Genomic DNA, 15,365 nt, shown 5'->3' on the forward strand with positions numbered 1-15,365 from the left:
CGTCGCCGCATGCTGAGGCCCGACGTCGTCGGCGTGACAGGGGCTCGCCGGCGGGACAGGTCGCATGGGGCCTGTATAATACCGATTCACTCCACCAAGGACATCGTGGAACATGGCCAAGCGACCCTCCCGGACGGCCCTGGCAGGCCTGGTGACCTCGAGTCTGATCAGTGCCCCCGTGCTGGCGGCGCCCCCCGAGCCGCTGCCGGCCGATCAACTGGACTGGCAGCCTTGGGGGGATGACCGTCCCGCCGGCGCCGTGTGCCGGGGGCGCTATGTGATGCCGGATTATCGGCTGGCGCCGCCCCCCGAGGGGCAGGTCTCCAGTGAGGCAGACAGCGGCGAGTATGGCGCTGAGGGCGGGACCCGGCTCAGCGGCGAAGTGGTGCTGCGCCGTGGCGATACCCAGCTCGAGGCGCCGCGCGTCAATCTGCCTTCGGCACGCGACCGAGTGCTGGCCGAGGGGCCGGTGGCACTGCGAGACCGCAACCTGCTGGTGCGCGGTGACGCCGCCGAATTTTCGCTGGAGAACGACGCGGCGAGCATCGACAGCGCCCACTACGTGGCCCATGAACAGAGAGTGCGTGGCGACGCGGTGCGCCTGGCTCGCCTGGAGGATGGCCGTTACCGCCTGCGCGAGGCGAGCTTCACGAGCTGCGAGCCGGGCAGCGAGCTGTGGCGGCTGGTGGGCAACGATATCCTGCTGGATCGCCAGGAGGGCTACGGTACCGCCAAGCATGCTCGCCTGGAGGTCGGCCATGTACCGGTCTTCTACTGGCCCTGGGTGCGATTCCCCCTCGACGATCGTCGCCAGACTGGCTTCCTATGGCCGGTGATCAGTGCCTCCGGCGATGGCTTCGACTATGCCCAGCCCTTCTACTGGAACATTGCGCCCGATCAGGATGCGACCCTGACGCCGCGCTGGATCAGCGATCGTGGCTGGCTGCTGGGCGGCGAGTATCGCTACCTCTTCCCGTCCGACGCTGGCACCCTGGAAGGCGCCTACATGGCCGATGACCAGCGTGCCGGTGAGGAGGCCTCGGACGGTTCCGCGCTGGAAGATGGCGACGATCGCTGGTACCTGGATTTCCGCCATGCCGGTCGCTTCGACGCACGCACCGACTATCAACTGCGCTACGGTGCCGCCAGCGACGGCGCTTACTTCGACGATTTCGGGCGGGACTTCGCCGAGCGGGATACCGACCACCTGTCGCGGCTGGCGCGGCTCGACTATCGTGGCGACGTCTGGCGCCTGCAGGCGAAGGCCCAGGGGTATCAGAAGCTCGATGACCCGCTGAAGGAAGAGGACAAGCCCTTCTACCGCCTGCCGAGTCTGGATGCTCGGGCTCGCTGGTCGCAGAACAGCGGTTTCTACCAGGAGTGGAACTCCAACCTGACCTATTTCTGGCGCGATATCGAGGGCGACGAGAACGGGATTTACGACTTCAAGGATGGTCAGCGCACTACCCCTGTCCGCGAGGCGGCCAACGGCGCCCGGCTGCGGTTGACCCCGGCCGCCGGCTGGCGTTTCGACGACAGCTGGGGCTATCTCGAACCGCGTTTCGAGCTCGCACACCTGTCCTACGACCTGGACTACGGCGATCGCGAGACCGAACGTGGCACCACACCCTCGCTGACGGTGCCGGTCGCCTCCGTCGACGGCGGCCTTGTGTTCGAGCGTGATCTGAGCATCGGCGGTGATGCCTACCGCCAGACCCTGGAGCCGCGGCTCAACTACGCCTATGTGCCGGCCCGTGACCAGACGGAATTCCCGGACTTCGACACCAGCGAGCGCAACTTCTCATGGCAGCAGCTATGGTCGCCGGATCGTTTCACCGGCGGCGACCGGGTGGGCGATCTCAACCGACTCTCCTATGGCGTGGAGAGTCGCCTGCTAGAGGACGCCAGCGGCCGCGAGCGCCTCTCGTTGGGCCTCGGCCAGTCGTTCTACTTCGAGGACCGTCACATCGACATGGCGGGGAATCCCGATACGCTGCCGGCGGATCGCGATTCCTTCGATTATTACGCCGCTACCCGCGAGCGTTCGCCGCTGGTCACTCGCCTCGACTGGCGTCTGAGCGATGCGTGGCGGACGCGCTGGGAGTGGCTGTATGACGATCATCGGTCGCGCACCGAGCAGGCCAGCTGGGACCTGCAGTATCGAGCCGAGGCTGGCCATGTGCTCAACCTGGGCTACCGCTGGGAGATCGAGGGTTTCGATCTGTCGGAGGAAGATGCCGAAGACGTGCGTGGCTACAACCGCGAGGAAGTCGACGTCTCCGGGGCCTGGAAAGTCAGCCCGCGTGTCGATCTGATCGGACGGGTGGTCTACGACCACACCAATGATCGGACCCTGGAACAGCTGGCGGGTGTGCAGTGGAACGACTGCTGCTATGGTCTGCAGCTGGTATGGCGAAAGTGGATCGACGACGAGGACACCGCCAACACCATCGCCGATGACACCACCGATCGCGGGGTCTTCCTGCGCTTCGTGTTCAAGGGGTTGGGTGGCGTCGGCGGCAAGACCGCCGACTATTTCGATGGCACCGTGCCAGGGTATCGCGGCGCCGCCCTCGAGCGGCGCTGATCGCTACCCGTCGACGCGGCGAACTGGCCGAACTCCGGCCTCGACAGGCAAACCGATACTGAACGAGAGGAAACACCGACATGCGCAGCCGACAACTCGCCACCCTGCTGCTCGCCCTGCTGCTGGCGACCACGCCCCTGACCGGGCTGGCCCAGCAGGTGCGACAGCCCTTGGATCGCATCGTGGCGGTAGTCAACGAAGGCGCCATCATGGGCTCGCAGCTCGAGGACCGCTTTATCCAGACCAAGCGGCAGCTGAGCGCCCGGGGCATCGAGTTGCCGCCGGACGATGTGCTGCGCCAACAGGTCCTGGACCGACTGGTCGTCGAGGAGATCCAGCTGCAGATGGCACAGGAGGCCAATCTCAGTGTCGACGACACCGAGCTCAACCGCCAGGTGCGCGCCATCGCCCAAGGCAACAACATGACCCTTGACCAGTTCGCCGATGCCCTGGAAGCCGATGGTCTGTCGCTCGGCGTCGTGCGCGACCAGGTGCGCCGCGAGCTGTTGATGCGCGAGATTCAGCAGCGCCGCGTCGGTAGCCGGGTCAGCCTTTCCGAGCGCGAGGTCGATCGTTTCATCGAGCAGCAGGGCGGCAACATGAGCCGTGACCAGGCCCGCCAGGCGCTGTTCCAGCGCAAGGCCAACGACGAAATGGAAGACTGGATCCAGGAGATTCGCAGCGAGGCCTTCGTCGACGAACGTCTCGAGCCGGGCGCATGAGCGATGCCCCCGTCATTGCCCTGACCACCGGCGAGCCGGCCGGCATCGGCCCGGAGCTTGCGGTGATGCTGGCCGCCGATGGGGCGGTCGGCGGGGCGATGCGCCACCGGCGAGTGGCGGTGGGTGATCCCGATCTGCTCGCCGAGCGGGCCGCGTCCCTGGGGCGTGCCCTGGAGATCGTCGAGCTGGCCCCGGGGGAGCCGGTGCCTGAGATGCGGCCCGGTGTGCTGCCGGTGTGGCCGGTGGCGCTGGCGGCCCCCTCTCGCCCCGGAGTGCTGGACACGCGCAACGCCGACTACGTGCTCGAGACCCTGGACCGGGCGGTGTCGGCCTGCCTCGCCTCCGATGCCGCCGGGATGGTCACCGCGCCGCTGCACAAGGCGGTGATTCGTGAGGCCGGTCACGTCGGCTTCACCGGCCACACCGAATATCTGCGCGATGCCTGTGGCGTAGACGAGGTGGTGATGATGCTGGCCACCGATCGGGCGCTGCACGCCGTCGGCCCCGACTGGCAGGGCGCGACGGCGCTGCGGGTGGCGCTGGCCACTACCCACTTGCCGCTGCGCGAGGTGAGTGACGCCGTGACGTCCGAGCGACTGACGCGTATCCTGCGCATCCTCGACGCCGACCTGCGGCGCTGGTTTGGCCTGGAGGCACCGCGCATCGCCGTGTGCGGCCTCAACCCGCACGCCGGCGAGGGCGGTCACCTGGGCCGCGAGGAGCTGGAGGTGATCGCTCCGACCCTCGCGGCGCTGCGTCTTGAAGGCTTGACCCTTGACGGGCCACTGCCGGCCGATACCCTGTTCACCCCGCGCCACCTGGCCGAGGCCGACGCCGCGCTGGCGATGTATCATGATCAGGGCCTGCCGGTGCTCAAGTATGCCGGCTTCGGCCGCGCCGCCAACATCACCCTTGGGCTGCCGCTGGTGCGAACCTCGGTGGATCACGGCACCGCCCTGGATCTGGCCGGCCGCGGTCTCGCCGATCCCGGCAGTCTCATGGTCGCCGAAGCGCTTGCTGCCGACATGGCCCGTCGAGGCAGCCGCGGCTGAACGGCCTCCCGATTCGAACAGAAGGACAGAGTGCATGGCATCCCGCCCCCAGGGTCATCGCGCCCGCAAGCGCTTCGGCCAGAATTTCCTGCGTGACCCCGGCATCATTTCACGACTGGTGCGCGCTATCGGTGCCCGCTCGGGCGAGCGGCTGGTGGAGATCGGCCCCGGCCAAGGCGCGCTGACCGAGCCGCTGCTGGAGGCGGCCGGCGATCGCCTCGAGGTCATCGAGCTGGACCGTGACCTGATTCCGGGGCTGCGCGTGCAGTTCTTCGACAAGCCCGGTTTCGTCATTCACGAGGGGGATGCCCTCAAGGTCGATTTTCGCGAACTGCGCGGCGAGGGCCCGCCTCTGCGGGTGGTGGGCAATCTGCCCTACAATATTTCCACGCCGCTGATCTCCCACCTGCTTGAGGCCGGCGATGCCGTGTCCGACATGCATTTCATGCTGCAGAAGGAGGTGGTCGAGCGCCTGGCGGCGCCGCCGGGCGGCGGCGAGCGTGGTCGGCTGTCGGTGCTGGCCCAGTACTACTGCTCGGTCGAGTCGCTGTTCACCGTGCCGCCGGAGGCCTTCGTGCCGCGCCCCAAGGTGGAGTCGGCCATCGTGCGGCTGATGCCCCATGCGCAGATCCCGCATCCGGCGCAGGACGAAACGCTGCTGTTTAGCGTGGTGCGTGAGGCCTTTGCCCAGCGCCGCAAGACGCTGCGCAACAACCTCAAGGCTCGGCTCGACGCCGAAGCTATCGAGGCGCTCGACATCGACCCGAGCCGGCGGCCCCAGACCCTGAGCGTGGAGGAGTTCGTGCGCATCGCCAACCACCTGGCCGAGAAGGGAGGTGCCTCATGACGGCAATGGCCCTGGGCGAGGAGATCCACGTGGATGTGGAGCCGGCCTTCCGGGAGGATGAATCCGCCCCCGAGGAGGACCGCTTCGTGTTCAGCTACACCATCACCGTGCACAACCACTCCGGCCACAGCATGCAGCTGCTGGCGCGCCACTGGAAGATCACCCAGAGCAGCGGCGAGATCCAGGAAGTGCGCGGCAAGGGCGTCGTGGGGCAGCAGCCGATGATCGGCCCCGGTCAGACCTTCCGCTACACCAGCCGGGCGATCCTGGATGGTCCGGTGGGGGTGATGGAGGGCGCCTTCACCTGCGTCGATACCGCCTCCCAGCGTCCCTTCGAGGTCGCCGTTGCCCCCTTCCGGCTGGCCGGGCCTAACCAGGTTCACTGACCAGCGCATCGAGCACGAGGAGCGTCATGACCACCTATGCCGTTGGCGATCTCCAGGGCTGTCACGAAGAGTTCGTGGCCCTGCTCGAGCGCCTCGACTTCGATCCCCGCCGCGACGAGGTATGGCTGGCCGGTGACCTGGTCAATCGCGGCCGCGGCTCGCTGGATTGCCTGCGCGAGGCGATGGCCCTGGGCGATGCCGTGCGGGTGGTGCTGGGCAACCACGACCTGCACCTGCTGGCGGTGGCGCGAGGCGGGGCCCGGATCAAGCGCAAGGATACCCTGGACGCCATCCTGGCAGCGCCGGATCGCGAGCGTCTGCTCGACTGGTTGCAGAGTCGCCCGCTGGTGGTGCGCCAGGGCGACACCCTGATGAGCCACGCCGGACTGCCGCCGCACTGGAGCCCGGCACAGGGCGAGGCGTTGGCCGATGAGGTTGCCGCGCGGCTCGGCAGCGAGCGGTCCGGTGCCTTTCTCGAGCATATGTACGGCAACGAGCCGGCCCGCTGGCGTGACGATCTGGATGGCCTCGATCGGCTGCGGGCCATCGTCAACACCTTTACCCGCATGCGTTTCATCGCCGCCGACGGCACCCTCGACTTCAGCGCCAAGGAGGGGCTCGACAGCGCGCCGCCCGGCTTCGCCCCCTGGTTCCAGTATTCGCGCGACGACGATCCGCGCCTGCTGTTCGGCCACTGGGCGGCCCTGCAAGGGGAAACGCCCGGCAGTCGGGTGCGGGCCGAAGCCCTGGACACCGGCTGCGTATGGGGCGGTGCACTGACCGCCCTCGATCTCGAGACCGGCGAGCGGGTCAGCGTACCCAGCCGCCACTGATTCCTTCTTTTTCCTCGGAGGCCCGATGACTGCCGCGACCTTCCAGCACCTGGATATCCCCACCCTGGCCGAGTGGCTCGACGGCGACGCGCCCCTGACCCTGGTCGATATCCGCGACCCGGCAAGCTTCGCCGCCGGCCACATTCCCGGCTGTCTCCACCTGGACAACGACAGCGTGTCGGCCCTGCTGGCCGAAGCGCCCCGCGAGACGCCGCTGGTGGTGGTCTGCTATCACGGGCACTCCAGCCAACAGGCCGCCGCCTGGCTGTCCGGACAGGGCTTCACAGACGTCTACAGCCTCGACGGCGGCTTCACCGACTGGCAGCACCGCCTTCCCGAGCGGGTGGAGGCCTGAACTTGGCGTCCTGCCGCGACGCGCGGCTGACCGGCCTGACCGTCTATCGTGTCGGTGGTGCCGTGCGCGATGCTCGGCTCGGCTGGCCGGTCACCGACGTCGACTGGGTCGTGGTCGGTGCCACCCCCGAGGCCATGACGAAGCGCGGGTTTCGCGCTGTGGGGCGCGATTTTCCGGTCTTCCTGCATCCCGAGACCCAGGAAGAGTTCGCCCTCGCGCGCACCGAGCGCAAGTCGGGGCACGGCTATACCGGCTTCGAGGTGCATGCCAGCCCCGAGGTCAGCCTCGAGCAGGACCTGGCGAGGCGTGACCTGACCATCAACGCCATGGCGGAATCGCCGGAGGGCGAGCTGGTCGACCCCTACGGGGGAGAGGCTGACCTGGAGGCTCGGGTGCTGCGCCATGTCTCGCCGGCGTTCGTCGAGGATCCGCTGCGGGTGCTGCGCACCGCACGCTTCCTGGCCCGCTATGCCGGGTTGGGCTTCGTGATCGCCCCGGAGACGCGAGAGCTGATGCGACGGCTTGCCGTCAGCGGTGAGCTGGGTCACCTGGTGGCCGAGCGCGTCTGGACCGAGACGGAGAAGGCGCTGGGCGAGCCATGGCCGGACGTCTACTTCCAGGCCCTGCACGACTGCGGAGCCCTGGCGGTACTGCTGCCGGAACTGTCCGCGGACGCCCAGGCGCTGGACGAAGCCCTGGGGCGATTGGCCCGGTTGCCCGAGGATATCCCGGCCGACGAAGAAGCTTGCTGGCGCTGGGCGCGCCTGGTCGAGCATCTCGACGCCGACGCCCGCCGGGGGTTGTCAGAGCGCCTCAAGCTGCCCAAGGTGCCGCGCAGGCTGGCCACCCAGGCTGCGCTGACCCGCCGCTTAGTAGAGGAGGCACGCCGAGGCGAACTGGGCGGCGCGCACGTCATGGCCTGGCTCGACGGCATTGACGCCTGGCGCCACGCTGAACGGGTGGCGCCGCTGATCAGCCTGGTGAGCATGGAAGAGCCGGCGCTGGCCGAGGACCTGGCGCTGGCCTGGCGACTGGCGGGGCAGATCCTGCCCCGCGGGCTGGTCGAGGAAGGCTATCAAGGCCGGGCGCTGGGCGAGGAACTGGCTCGGCGCCGTCGCGCGGCCATCGACGAGGTGCTGGCGGCCTGAACCTCAGGCCAGCGGCAGGTGATGCTCCCGCCACACGAACTCCACCGGCCACAGGGCCTGGTCGTCGGCGTCGAACGCTGCCCACAGCTCGGTGTAGCGGATGTCGTCCTGTGGGTGGCGGGCATCGGGCAGTAATTCCGCCAGGGGTTTCAGCACGAAGGCATGGTGGCGGATCTCGGCGCGGGGCAGGGCGATCCTGTCGTGCTCGCCGCACAGGTCGCCGACGGTCAGCAGGTCGACGTCCAGGGTCCGGGGGCTGAACTTGGGGCTGTCCGGACGGCGGCCGTTGGCGAATTCCAGCCGCTTGCACCAGGCCGCCAGCTCGCCCACCGACCAGTCGCTGTCGAACGTCGCCACCAGGTTGTAGAAGTTGCGGCCGTCCTCGAAGCCCACCGGCTCGCTTTCGTAGACCCGCGACAGGCGCAAGGCGTCGAAGGTGTCTGCCAGCGCATCGAGGCAGGCTCGCACGTGGTGTTCGCGCTCGATGTTGCTGCCGATGCTGACGGTGACGCGAGCCATCAGCTTGCGCTCCGTTCGCCACGTTCGATGCTGACGCCCACGGCGGTCGCGGCGGGCACTGCCCCGGGTTTGCGCAGGGTCAAGCGCAGCCAGGGGATACCGAACTCGCGGCGCAGCGTGTCGGCCAGGCGTTCGGCAAAGGTTTCGACCAGCTCGAAGCTGTGCTCGGTGCCGAAGGCCAGGACGCGATCGCTGATGGCCGCATAGTCGAGGGTCATGGCAATGTCGTCATTCGCCGCTGCAGGGCGGATATCGGTGGCCAGTGTCAGGTCGAGTACCAGGGTCTGGGTGATGGTGCGTTCCCAGTCATAGACGCCGATCACGGTGTCGACCTTCAGCGCTTCGATCAGTACGAGATCCATCGATAGGGTTCCGAGCCGTTGGAAGGGCGGCGGCAGTGCCGGATTGGGCGGCGATTGTACGATAGCGAGACGGCCGGTGACAGTATCCTGCGCTGTTCCCGGCTCTTAAGGGCTGGCAGAATCGGTGCCTCATCCCTGTGAGGCCAGGCCGTGCTGTCCCAACTCGAACTCGTGCTGCCGCTGATGGCGCTGGGCTATCTCAGCGGCACCTGGCTGGGGGCGATCACGGTGTGCCGCCTGGCCGGGCGTGGCGATCCCCGGCTGGCCGGCTCCGGCAATCCCGGCTTCTCCAACGTGCTGCGCCTGCACGGCAAGCGGCTGGCCCTGGCCACGCTGCTCGTCGATGCCGTCAAGGGCATGCCGGTGCTGGGGCTGGCGATGCTGGTGGGGTTGCCGCCTTGGGGGCAGGGGCTGGTGGGGCTCGGCGTGCTGTTGGGTCACAGCTATCCGGTGTGGTATCGCTTCCGTGGCGGCAAGGCGGTGGCCAGCGCCTTCGGCGTCATGTTGCTGCTGACCCCGGGGGTGGCGCTGTGCTGTGCCGCCCTGTGGAGCCTGCTGGCCTGGCGGGTGCGCACCGCGGCGGTGGCCTCGTTGGCCAGCGCGGCCATGGCCCCGCTGGCGGCGATCTGGCTGGCGCCGGAGTACGTGCCGGTAGTGATTGGCTTCACGCTGCTGGTGCTGGGCCGCCACGCGTTGAACATTCGGCGACTGGGGCGTGGCGACGAGCCGGGGCTGTAGCCGGGCTTCGCCCGGAGCCGGAAGATCGTCCGCTACGCGGACGTAAGCTGGAACAAAAAACCTTGATCCCATGATGTCGGGGTTCATGCTGCCTTCCAGCTTCCAGCTTCCAGCTTCCAGCTTCCAGCTTCCAGCTTCCAGCTTCCAGCTTACGGCTCCCGAAGGGTCTCCATCGGCCATCGTGGCACGGCCTGCATCTGGCCGAGCTCGTCGCGTTCTCCGGCGAGCAGGCGCTGAGCGCCCACATAGGCGATCATCGCGCCGTTGTCGGTGCAGAAGCGGCCGCGGGGATAGAACACCTCGGCGCCGCGCTTGGCGGCGGCCTGGCCAAGGCGCTCGCGCAGGCGGGCGTTGGCGCTGACGCCGCCGGCCACCACCAGGCGCTTGAGGCCGGTCTGGTCGAGGGCGCGGCGGCACTTGATGACCAGGGTATCGACCACCGCTTCCTCGAAGGCGCGGGCCACGTCGGCGCGGGCGGCCTCGTCGAGCTCGCCGTCGGCCTCGAGCCGGCGAATCGTGGTCAGGGTGTGGGTCTTGAGCCCGGAGAAGCTGAAATCGAGGCCGGGGCGGTCGGTCATCGGCCGCGGGAAACGCCAGCGGCTCGGGTCGCCGTCCTCGGCGAGCCGAGCCACGGCAGGGCCGCCTGGGTAATCCAGGCCGAGCATCTTGGCGGCTTTGTCGAAAGCTTCGCCAGCGGCATCGTCCACCGATTCGCCGAGCAGCCGATAGCGGCCGAGGCCTGCGACCTCGACCAGTTGGGTATGGCCGCCGGAGACCAGCAGGGCCGCGAAGGGAAAGTCCGGCGGGGCGTCCTCGAGCATCGGGGCGAGAAGGTGGCCCTCCATGTGATGCACGCCGAGCACTGGAATGTCGAGCGCCCTGGCCAGGCCGTGGGCGGTGCTGGCGCCAACCATCAGCGCCCCGACCAGGCCGGGGCCGGCGGTGTAGGCGATGGCATCGAGCTCGTCGCGGCTCATGCCGGCGTCGTCGAGCACCCGCTGGATCAGCGGCAGCAAGCGGCGGGTATGGTCGCGGCTGGCCAGCTCCGGCACTACGCCGCCGTATTCGGCGTGCATGGCGATCTGGCTGTGGAGGGCGTCGGCCGCGAGGCCGCGCTCGGTGTCATAGAGGGCGACGCCGGTCTCGTCGCAGGAGGTCTCGATGCCCAGTACGCGCATGGTGATGGCTCGGTGCTGCGGAAATGGCGGCATTCTACGCCTTTTGGCCGGCTCGCGGCAGGGGCTTGGGAGCGAAACGGTTTGCATGGTGACCGCGCGACGACTAGAATGCTGTGCGCTGCAAGACTGGGTCGTGCGCCCAGGGCAATGATCGTGTTCCCGTCGTCACCTCCGCGAGCGTTTTTGCGCCGGCGTCGAGCTGGGATGCGATCGGCCCCCGGAAGGCGTGCGTTCAAACCGAACTCAAGTTTTCCAAGGTAGGTGAGTGCTTAATGCCTTCTGTCAAAGTACGCGATAACGAGCCGTTTGACGTCGCGCTGCGTCGCTTCAAGCGTTCCTGTGAAAAAGCCGGTGTTCTCTCGGAGGTTCGCCGTCGCGAGCAGTACGAGAAGCCGACCGCAGAGCGCAAGCGCAAGGCGGCTGCTGCCGTCAAGCGTCACGCCAAGAAGCTTCAGCGCGAGCGCAAGCGTTTCGAACGGCTCTATTGATCCGTACTGGGGTCGGCCGGCTCGCTAGCGGGTCGACTCGGGAGGGACGCCAAGCGGCCGCCGATCGGTGGCCGCTTGTTTTTGCGCCCGTTTTCGGCGCCGTGTTGCTCAAGTTCGCCTGGATTGCCTGATGGCCGGTCAGATCCCGCAACGATTCATCGATGACCTGCTGGCCCGCGTCGACGTGGTCGAGGTGGTCGGCGAGCGGGTCAAGCTCAAGAAAGCCGGGCGTAACCATTCGGGGCTCTGCCCCTTCCACCAGGAGAAGTCGCCGTCGTTCACCGTTAGCGCCGACAAGCAGTTCTATCACTGCTTCGGCTGCGGCGCCCACGGCAACGCGCTGCGCTTCTTGATGGAGTACGACAAGCTGCGCTTCCCCGAAGCGGTAGAGCAGCTGGCGGCTCGCTTGGGGCTCGAGGTGCCCCGAGAGGGGGCCGACGATCCGCGAGCCCAGGCACGTGAGCGCAAGCGCAAGGAAGGCGTGAACCTGCTTGAGCTCTCGGCGAGCTTCTTCCGAGAACGCTTGCGCATGCCGGAAGGGCAAGGCGCTCGCGAGTACCTGGAGCGCCGCGGGCTGTCGTCGGAGGTCGTGCGTGACTTCGGCATCGGTTATGCCCCCGGCGGCTGGGAGTCGCTGAAGCGCCACCTCGGCGAGCGCGGCATCGCTGACGCGGTGCAGATCGAGTACGGCCTGCTGGTACACCGCGAGGACAGCGGTCGCAGCTATGACCGCTTCCGCGATCGCGTGATCTTCCCGATTCGCGATATCCGTGGGCGAACCATTGCTTTCGGCGGTCGGGTGCTGGGCGATGCCAAGCCCAAGTACCTGAACTCCCCGGAGACGCCGGTCTTCCACAAGGGACGCGAGCTCTACGGGCTTTACGAGGCCCGCCAGGCCAATCCGCGCCTCGAGCGGCTGGTGATCGTCGAGGGCTATATGGACGTGGTGGCGCTCGCTCAGTTCGGTATCCGAAACGCGGTGGCCACCCTGGGTACGGCCACCACCGAGGATCACCTGGGGCGGTTGTTCCGCATGGTCGACGAGGTAGTGTTCTGCTTCGACGGCGACCGGGCAGGCCGCCAGGCGGCCAATCGGGCGCTGGAGACGGTGCTGCCGCAGATGATCGACGGCCGCCAGGCGCGTTTCCTGTTCCTGCCCGAGGGCGAGGATCCGGATACCCTGGTACGTCGTGAAGGCCCGGCGGGCTTCGAGGACCGGGTGACATGTGCCAGTCCGCTGTCGGAGTACCTCTTCGAGCACGCCGCGCAAGGGCGTGACCTCGATCGCCTCGAGGAGCGCGAGCGCTTCGCCAGCCAGGTGCTGGGAGCGATCGGCCGGCTGCCCGAGGGGGTGATGAAGTCGCTGTTGCTGACGGAACTCTCGCGGCGCACCGGCGTCGACCAGTCAAGCTTCGAGACATTGATGTCCCGCGGCGAGACCGAGACGGCGCCGTCCTCCGAATTGCCGCCGGGGAGCGATATATCCTCGCCGCCGCCGCCGGAGGAGCGGTCGCCGGAAGCTGGTCGGCGGCAGTCGTCGATGGGGCGTATGGCGCGCGCGTTGCAGTTGCTGGTTCATGAGCCGTCGCTGGTCGAGCGTTTGCCCGAGGACGATGATTGGTGCGACCAGGCCGATCCCGAGGCCCCGCTGTGTCGTGAGGTGGTGCGCTTGCTCAAGGCTGGGGGCTATCGCAGCGCCCAGGTGTTGTTGGCGCACTTCCATGGCACGCCGGAAGGAGAGCGGTTGGCGGCATTGGCGCGTCAAGCGCCGCTGGTGCCCAAGGGGGTGCGAGGCGCCGAGCTCGATAACTGGGTCGCCTATTTCCAGCGCCATCGCCAGCAGCGGTCGCCGCAGGAAGAGTATGACGCCCTGCTGGCAAGGACGCAGGCCGGGGAGCGGCTGTCGCAGGAGGAACGCCGGCGGCTGAACGAACTGTTGATGGAGCTGAAGAGCTGAGGGCTCGTGCGCCAGGGAATTGGCGGCGGGGTTGAATTTCCTCCTACCATCACCATATACAGCAGCGTCACCCGAACGGGGCGCAACCTGACAACCTAACACACCTGAATGACCGCGCAAATACACCGAACTGGCAATCGAGCGGTCACACCCGCTATACTGTTCGGCTTATCGAGTTTTTTCTCCGCCTCAGTGCTTCAGGTGCTCCATTCTTCTTCGTCGAGATAGGGTTTCTATGGCTGGAAATGCGCAGCAGCAGTCACGTCTGAAGGAGTTGATCGCGCGCGGCAAGGAACAGGGCTTCCTGACCTATGCCGAGGTCAACGACCATCTTCCCGAGGATATCGCCGACCCCGATCAGGTGGAAGACATCATCGGCATGATCAACGACATGGGTATCAATGTCGTCGAGGAAGCGCCCGATGAAGATACCCTGATGATGGCCGATCACTCCACCGATGAGTCGGCCGCCGAGGAGGCCGTGGCCGCCCTGGCAGCGGTGGAGAGCGACGTGGGCCGCACCACGGACCCGGTGCGCATGTACATGCGCGAAATGGGTACCGTGGAGCTGCTGACCCGCGAGGGCGAAATCGAGATCGCCAAGCGTATCGAGGAGGGCACGCGCGAGGTCATGTCCGCGCTGGCCTACCTGCCGGGCGCCGTTGAGTCGATTCTCGAGGCCTACGATGCCACCCAGGACGAAGAGGCCCCTGGGCGCCTGTCCGACCTGTTCTCGGGCTTCATCGATCCCGACGAGGGTATCCCTGGCGTCGCCGAGGCGGAAGTAGCCGAAGAGCCTGAGGTGGCCGAAGGCGATGCCGACGAGGATGACGAGGACGCTGAAGACGAGGACGATAGCGGCGGCGGTCCCGATCCGGAAGAAGCTCGCGCCCGCTTCGAGCAGATCCGCGAGCAGAATGCAGCGGCGCAGCGTGCCATCGAGGCAGAGGGCCGTGGCTCCGCGTCGGCGCAGGCAGAGCTGGCTCGTCTGGCCGAGCTGTTCTCGCCGATCAAGCTGGTGCCCAAGCACTTCGAACGCCTGGTTGGCCAAGTGCGCATCAGCGTCGAACAGGTGCGTGCCCAGGAAAAGTCGGTGATGCAGCTGTGCGTCAAGAAGGCGAAGGTGCCGCGCAAGACCTTCATCAAGTCGTTCCCCGGCAACGAGTCGCGTCTGGACTGGCTTGACGACTTCATGTCGGACAACGCCAAGTACGCCGACAAGCTGGCCGTGTTCAAGGGGGACATCCAGCGGGCTCAGCGCAAGATCGCCTTCGAGGAAGAGATGATCCTGCTGCCGGTGCCCGAGATCAAGGAGGTCAACCGTCGCCTGTCCATCGGTGAGGCCAAGGCGCGCCGGGCCAAGAAGGAGATGGTCGAGGCCAACCTTCGCCTGGTGATCTCGATCGCCAAGAAGTACACCAACCGCGGGCTGCAGTTCCTGGACCTGATCCAGGAGGGCAACATCGGCCTGATGAAGGCGGTGGACAAGTTCGAGTATCGTCGCGGCTACAAGTTCTCCACCTATGCGACCTGGTGGATTCGCCAGGCGATCACTCGCTCCATCGCCGACCAGGCGCGCACCATCCGTATCCCGGTGCACATGATCGAGACCATCAACAAGCTCAACCGGGTGTCCCGCCAGATGCTCCAGGAGATGGGGCGCGAGCCGACCCCCGAGGAGCTGGGCGAGCGCCTCGAGATGCCCGAGGACAAGGTGCGCAAGGTGCTCAAGATCGCCAAGGAGCCGATCTCCATGGAGACGCCGATCGGTGACGACGACGATTCGCACCTGGGTGACTTCATCGAGGACGGCACCATGGTGTTGCCCATCGACTCGGCCACCGGCGAGGGGCTGATCGAAGCCACCCGCAACGTGCTCGGCGGCCTGACCGCTCGCGAGGCGAAGGTGCTGCGCATGCGCTTCGGCATCGACATGAACACCGATCACACCCTCGAAGAGGTCGGCAAGCAGTTCGACGTGACCCGCGAGCGGATCCGTCAGATCGAGGCCAAGGCGCTGCGCAAGCTGCGTCATCCGTCTCGCTCCGAGCCGCTGCGCTCCTTCCTCGACGAGTGATCGCCGAGCGGGCCGGCCATGCGCTGGCCCTCCTGCCGTCCTGTAGGCAGTGCCCCTCCCTGAAACGACGACGCTCGCGGCCATGGCCGCGGGCGTCGTCGTTTGGGTGCGTCCTG

15 protein-coding genes are annotated in these 15,365 nt (G+C 67.4%); 12 read left to right on the plus strand and 3 right to left on the minus strand.

The annotated features are described in order from the left end of the window. The first annotated feature begins 112 nt into the window (after positions 1 to 112). From ACGTN6_RS05250 to ACGTN6_RS05285, 8 genes are all read left to right on the plus strand, one after another. A complete protein-coding gene (locus ACGTN6_RS05250) occupies positions 113 to 2,587 on the plus strand; it encodes an LPS-assembly protein LptD (RefSeq protein ID WP_394590236.1) in 2,475 nt (824 codons plus the stop codon). An 80-nt stretch (positions 2,588 to 2,667) separates the two neighbouring features. After that, positions 2,668 to 3,309 (plus strand): SurA N-terminal domain-containing protein, encoded by a 642-nt coding sequence (locus ACGTN6_RS05255; protein ID WP_394590237.1) that lies wholly within the window; start codon positions 2,668 to 2,670, stop codon positions 3,307 to 3,309. After that, positions 3,306 to 4,361, plus strand: a complete 1,056-nt coding sequence (gene pdxA, locus ACGTN6_RS05260; protein ID WP_394590238.1) for a 4-hydroxythreonine-4-phosphate dehydrogenase PdxA — start codon at positions 3,306 to 3,308, stop codon at positions 4,359 to 4,361. Before ACGTN6_RS05255 ends, pdxA begins: the two co-directional genes overlap by 4 nt. A 34-nt stretch (positions 4,362 to 4,395) precedes the next feature. Then, on the plus strand, positions 4,396 to 5,208 hold the full coding sequence (gene rsmA / locus ACGTN6_RS05265; protein ID WP_394590239.1) for a 16S rRNA (adenine(1518)-N(6)/adenine(1519)-N(6))-dimethyltransferase RsmA: 813 nt from the start codon (positions 4,396 to 4,398) through the stop codon (positions 5,206 to 5,208). Continuing rightward, positions 5,205 to 5,594 (plus strand): Co2+/Mg2+ efflux protein ApaG, encoded by a 390-nt coding sequence (gene apaG, locus ACGTN6_RS05270; RefSeq protein ID WP_394590240.1) that lies wholly within the window; start codon positions 5,205 to 5,207, stop codon positions 5,592 to 5,594. The genes rsmA and apaG overlap by 4 nt, the downstream gene beginning before the upstream one ends. Positions 5,595 to 5,620: 26 nt before the next feature. Beyond that, positions 5,621 to 6,427, plus strand: coding sequence for a symmetrical bis(5'-nucleosyl)-tetraphosphatase (locus ACGTN6_RS05275; protein WP_394590242.1), 807 nt, complete (start codon positions 5,621 to 5,623; stop codon positions 6,425 to 6,427). A 25-nt stretch (positions 6,428 to 6,452) separates the two neighbouring features. Next, a complete protein-coding gene (gene glpE / locus ACGTN6_RS05280; RefSeq protein ID WP_394590243.1) occupies positions 6,453 to 6,782 on the plus strand; it encodes a thiosulfate sulfurtransferase GlpE in 330 nt (109 codons plus the stop codon). A 2-nt stretch (positions 6,783 to 6,784) separates the two neighbouring features. Then, positions 6,785 to 7,930: a polynucleotide adenylyltransferase gene (locus ACGTN6_RS05285; protein WP_394590244.1), complete on the plus strand. Its 1,146-nt coding sequence runs from the start codon at positions 6,785 to 6,787 to the stop codon at positions 7,928 to 7,930. Positions 7,931 to 7,933: 3 nt separating this feature from the next. On the opposite strand, the gene folK is transcribed toward ACGTN6_RS05285, so the two are convergent. Further along, entirely contained in the window at positions 7,934 to 8,449 is a 516-nt protein-coding gene (gene folK / locus ACGTN6_RS05290; RefSeq protein ID WP_394590245.1) for a 2-amino-4-hydroxy-6-hydroxymethyldihydropteridine diphosphokinase, read from the minus strand. After that, positions 8,449 to 8,811: a dihydroneopterin aldolase gene (gene folB / locus ACGTN6_RS05295; RefSeq protein ID WP_394590246.1), complete on the minus strand. Its 363-nt coding sequence runs from the start codon at positions 8,809 to 8,811 to the stop codon at positions 8,449 to 8,451. Before folB ends, folK begins: the two co-directional genes overlap by 1 nt. Positions 8,812 to 8,961: 150 nt before the next feature. Between folB and plsY the strand changes: the two genes are divergently transcribed. Then, complete coding sequence (plsY, locus tag ACGTN6_RS05300) at positions 8,962 to 9,549, plus strand: glycerol-3-phosphate 1-O-acyltransferase PlsY (protein WP_394590247.1); 588 nt, start codon at positions 8,962 to 8,964, stop codon at positions 9,547 to 9,549. A gap of 149 nt (positions 9,550 to 9,698) precedes the next feature. Here the strand turns inward: plsY and tsaD are convergent, their stop codons facing one another. Continuing rightward, positions 9,699 to 10,727 carry a tRNA (adenosine(37)-N6)-threonylcarbamoyltransferase complex transferase subunit TsaD gene (gene tsaD / locus ACGTN6_RS05305; RefSeq protein ID WP_394590248.1) on the minus strand — a complete coding sequence of 343 codons (1,029 nt, stop codon included), beginning with the start codon at positions 10,725 to 10,727 and terminating at the stop codon, positions 9,699 to 9,701. Positions 10,728 to 10,999: 272 nt separating this feature from the next. Between tsaD and rpsU the strand changes: the two genes are divergently transcribed. From rpsU to rpoD, 3 genes are all read left to right on the plus strand, one after another. After that, positions 11,000 to 11,215 (plus strand): 30S ribosomal protein S21, encoded by a 216-nt coding sequence (rpsU, locus tag ACGTN6_RS05310; RefSeq protein WP_013333229.1) that lies wholly within the window; start codon positions 11,000 to 11,002, stop codon positions 11,213 to 11,215. Positions 11,216 to 11,345: 130 nt separating this feature from the next. Beyond that, entirely contained in the window at positions 11,346 to 13,172 is a 1,827-nt protein-coding gene (gene dnaG / locus ACGTN6_RS05315; RefSeq protein WP_394590249.1) for a DNA primase, read from the plus strand. A gap of 235 nt (positions 13,173 to 13,407) precedes the next feature. After that, positions 13,408 to 15,249 (plus strand): RNA polymerase sigma factor RpoD, encoded by a 1,842-nt coding sequence (gene rpoD / locus ACGTN6_RS05320; protein ID WP_394590250.1) that lies wholly within the window; start codon positions 13,408 to 13,410, stop codon positions 15,247 to 15,249. The last annotated feature ends 116 nt before the right edge of the window (positions 15,250 to 15,365 follow it).

Origin of the sequence: Halomonas sp. B23F22_20 (assembly GCF_043496985.1) — a bacterium.
In the GTDB taxonomy this organism is placed as follows: Bacteria; Pseudomonadota; Gammaproteobacteria; order Pseudomonadales; family Halomonadaceae; genus Halomonas.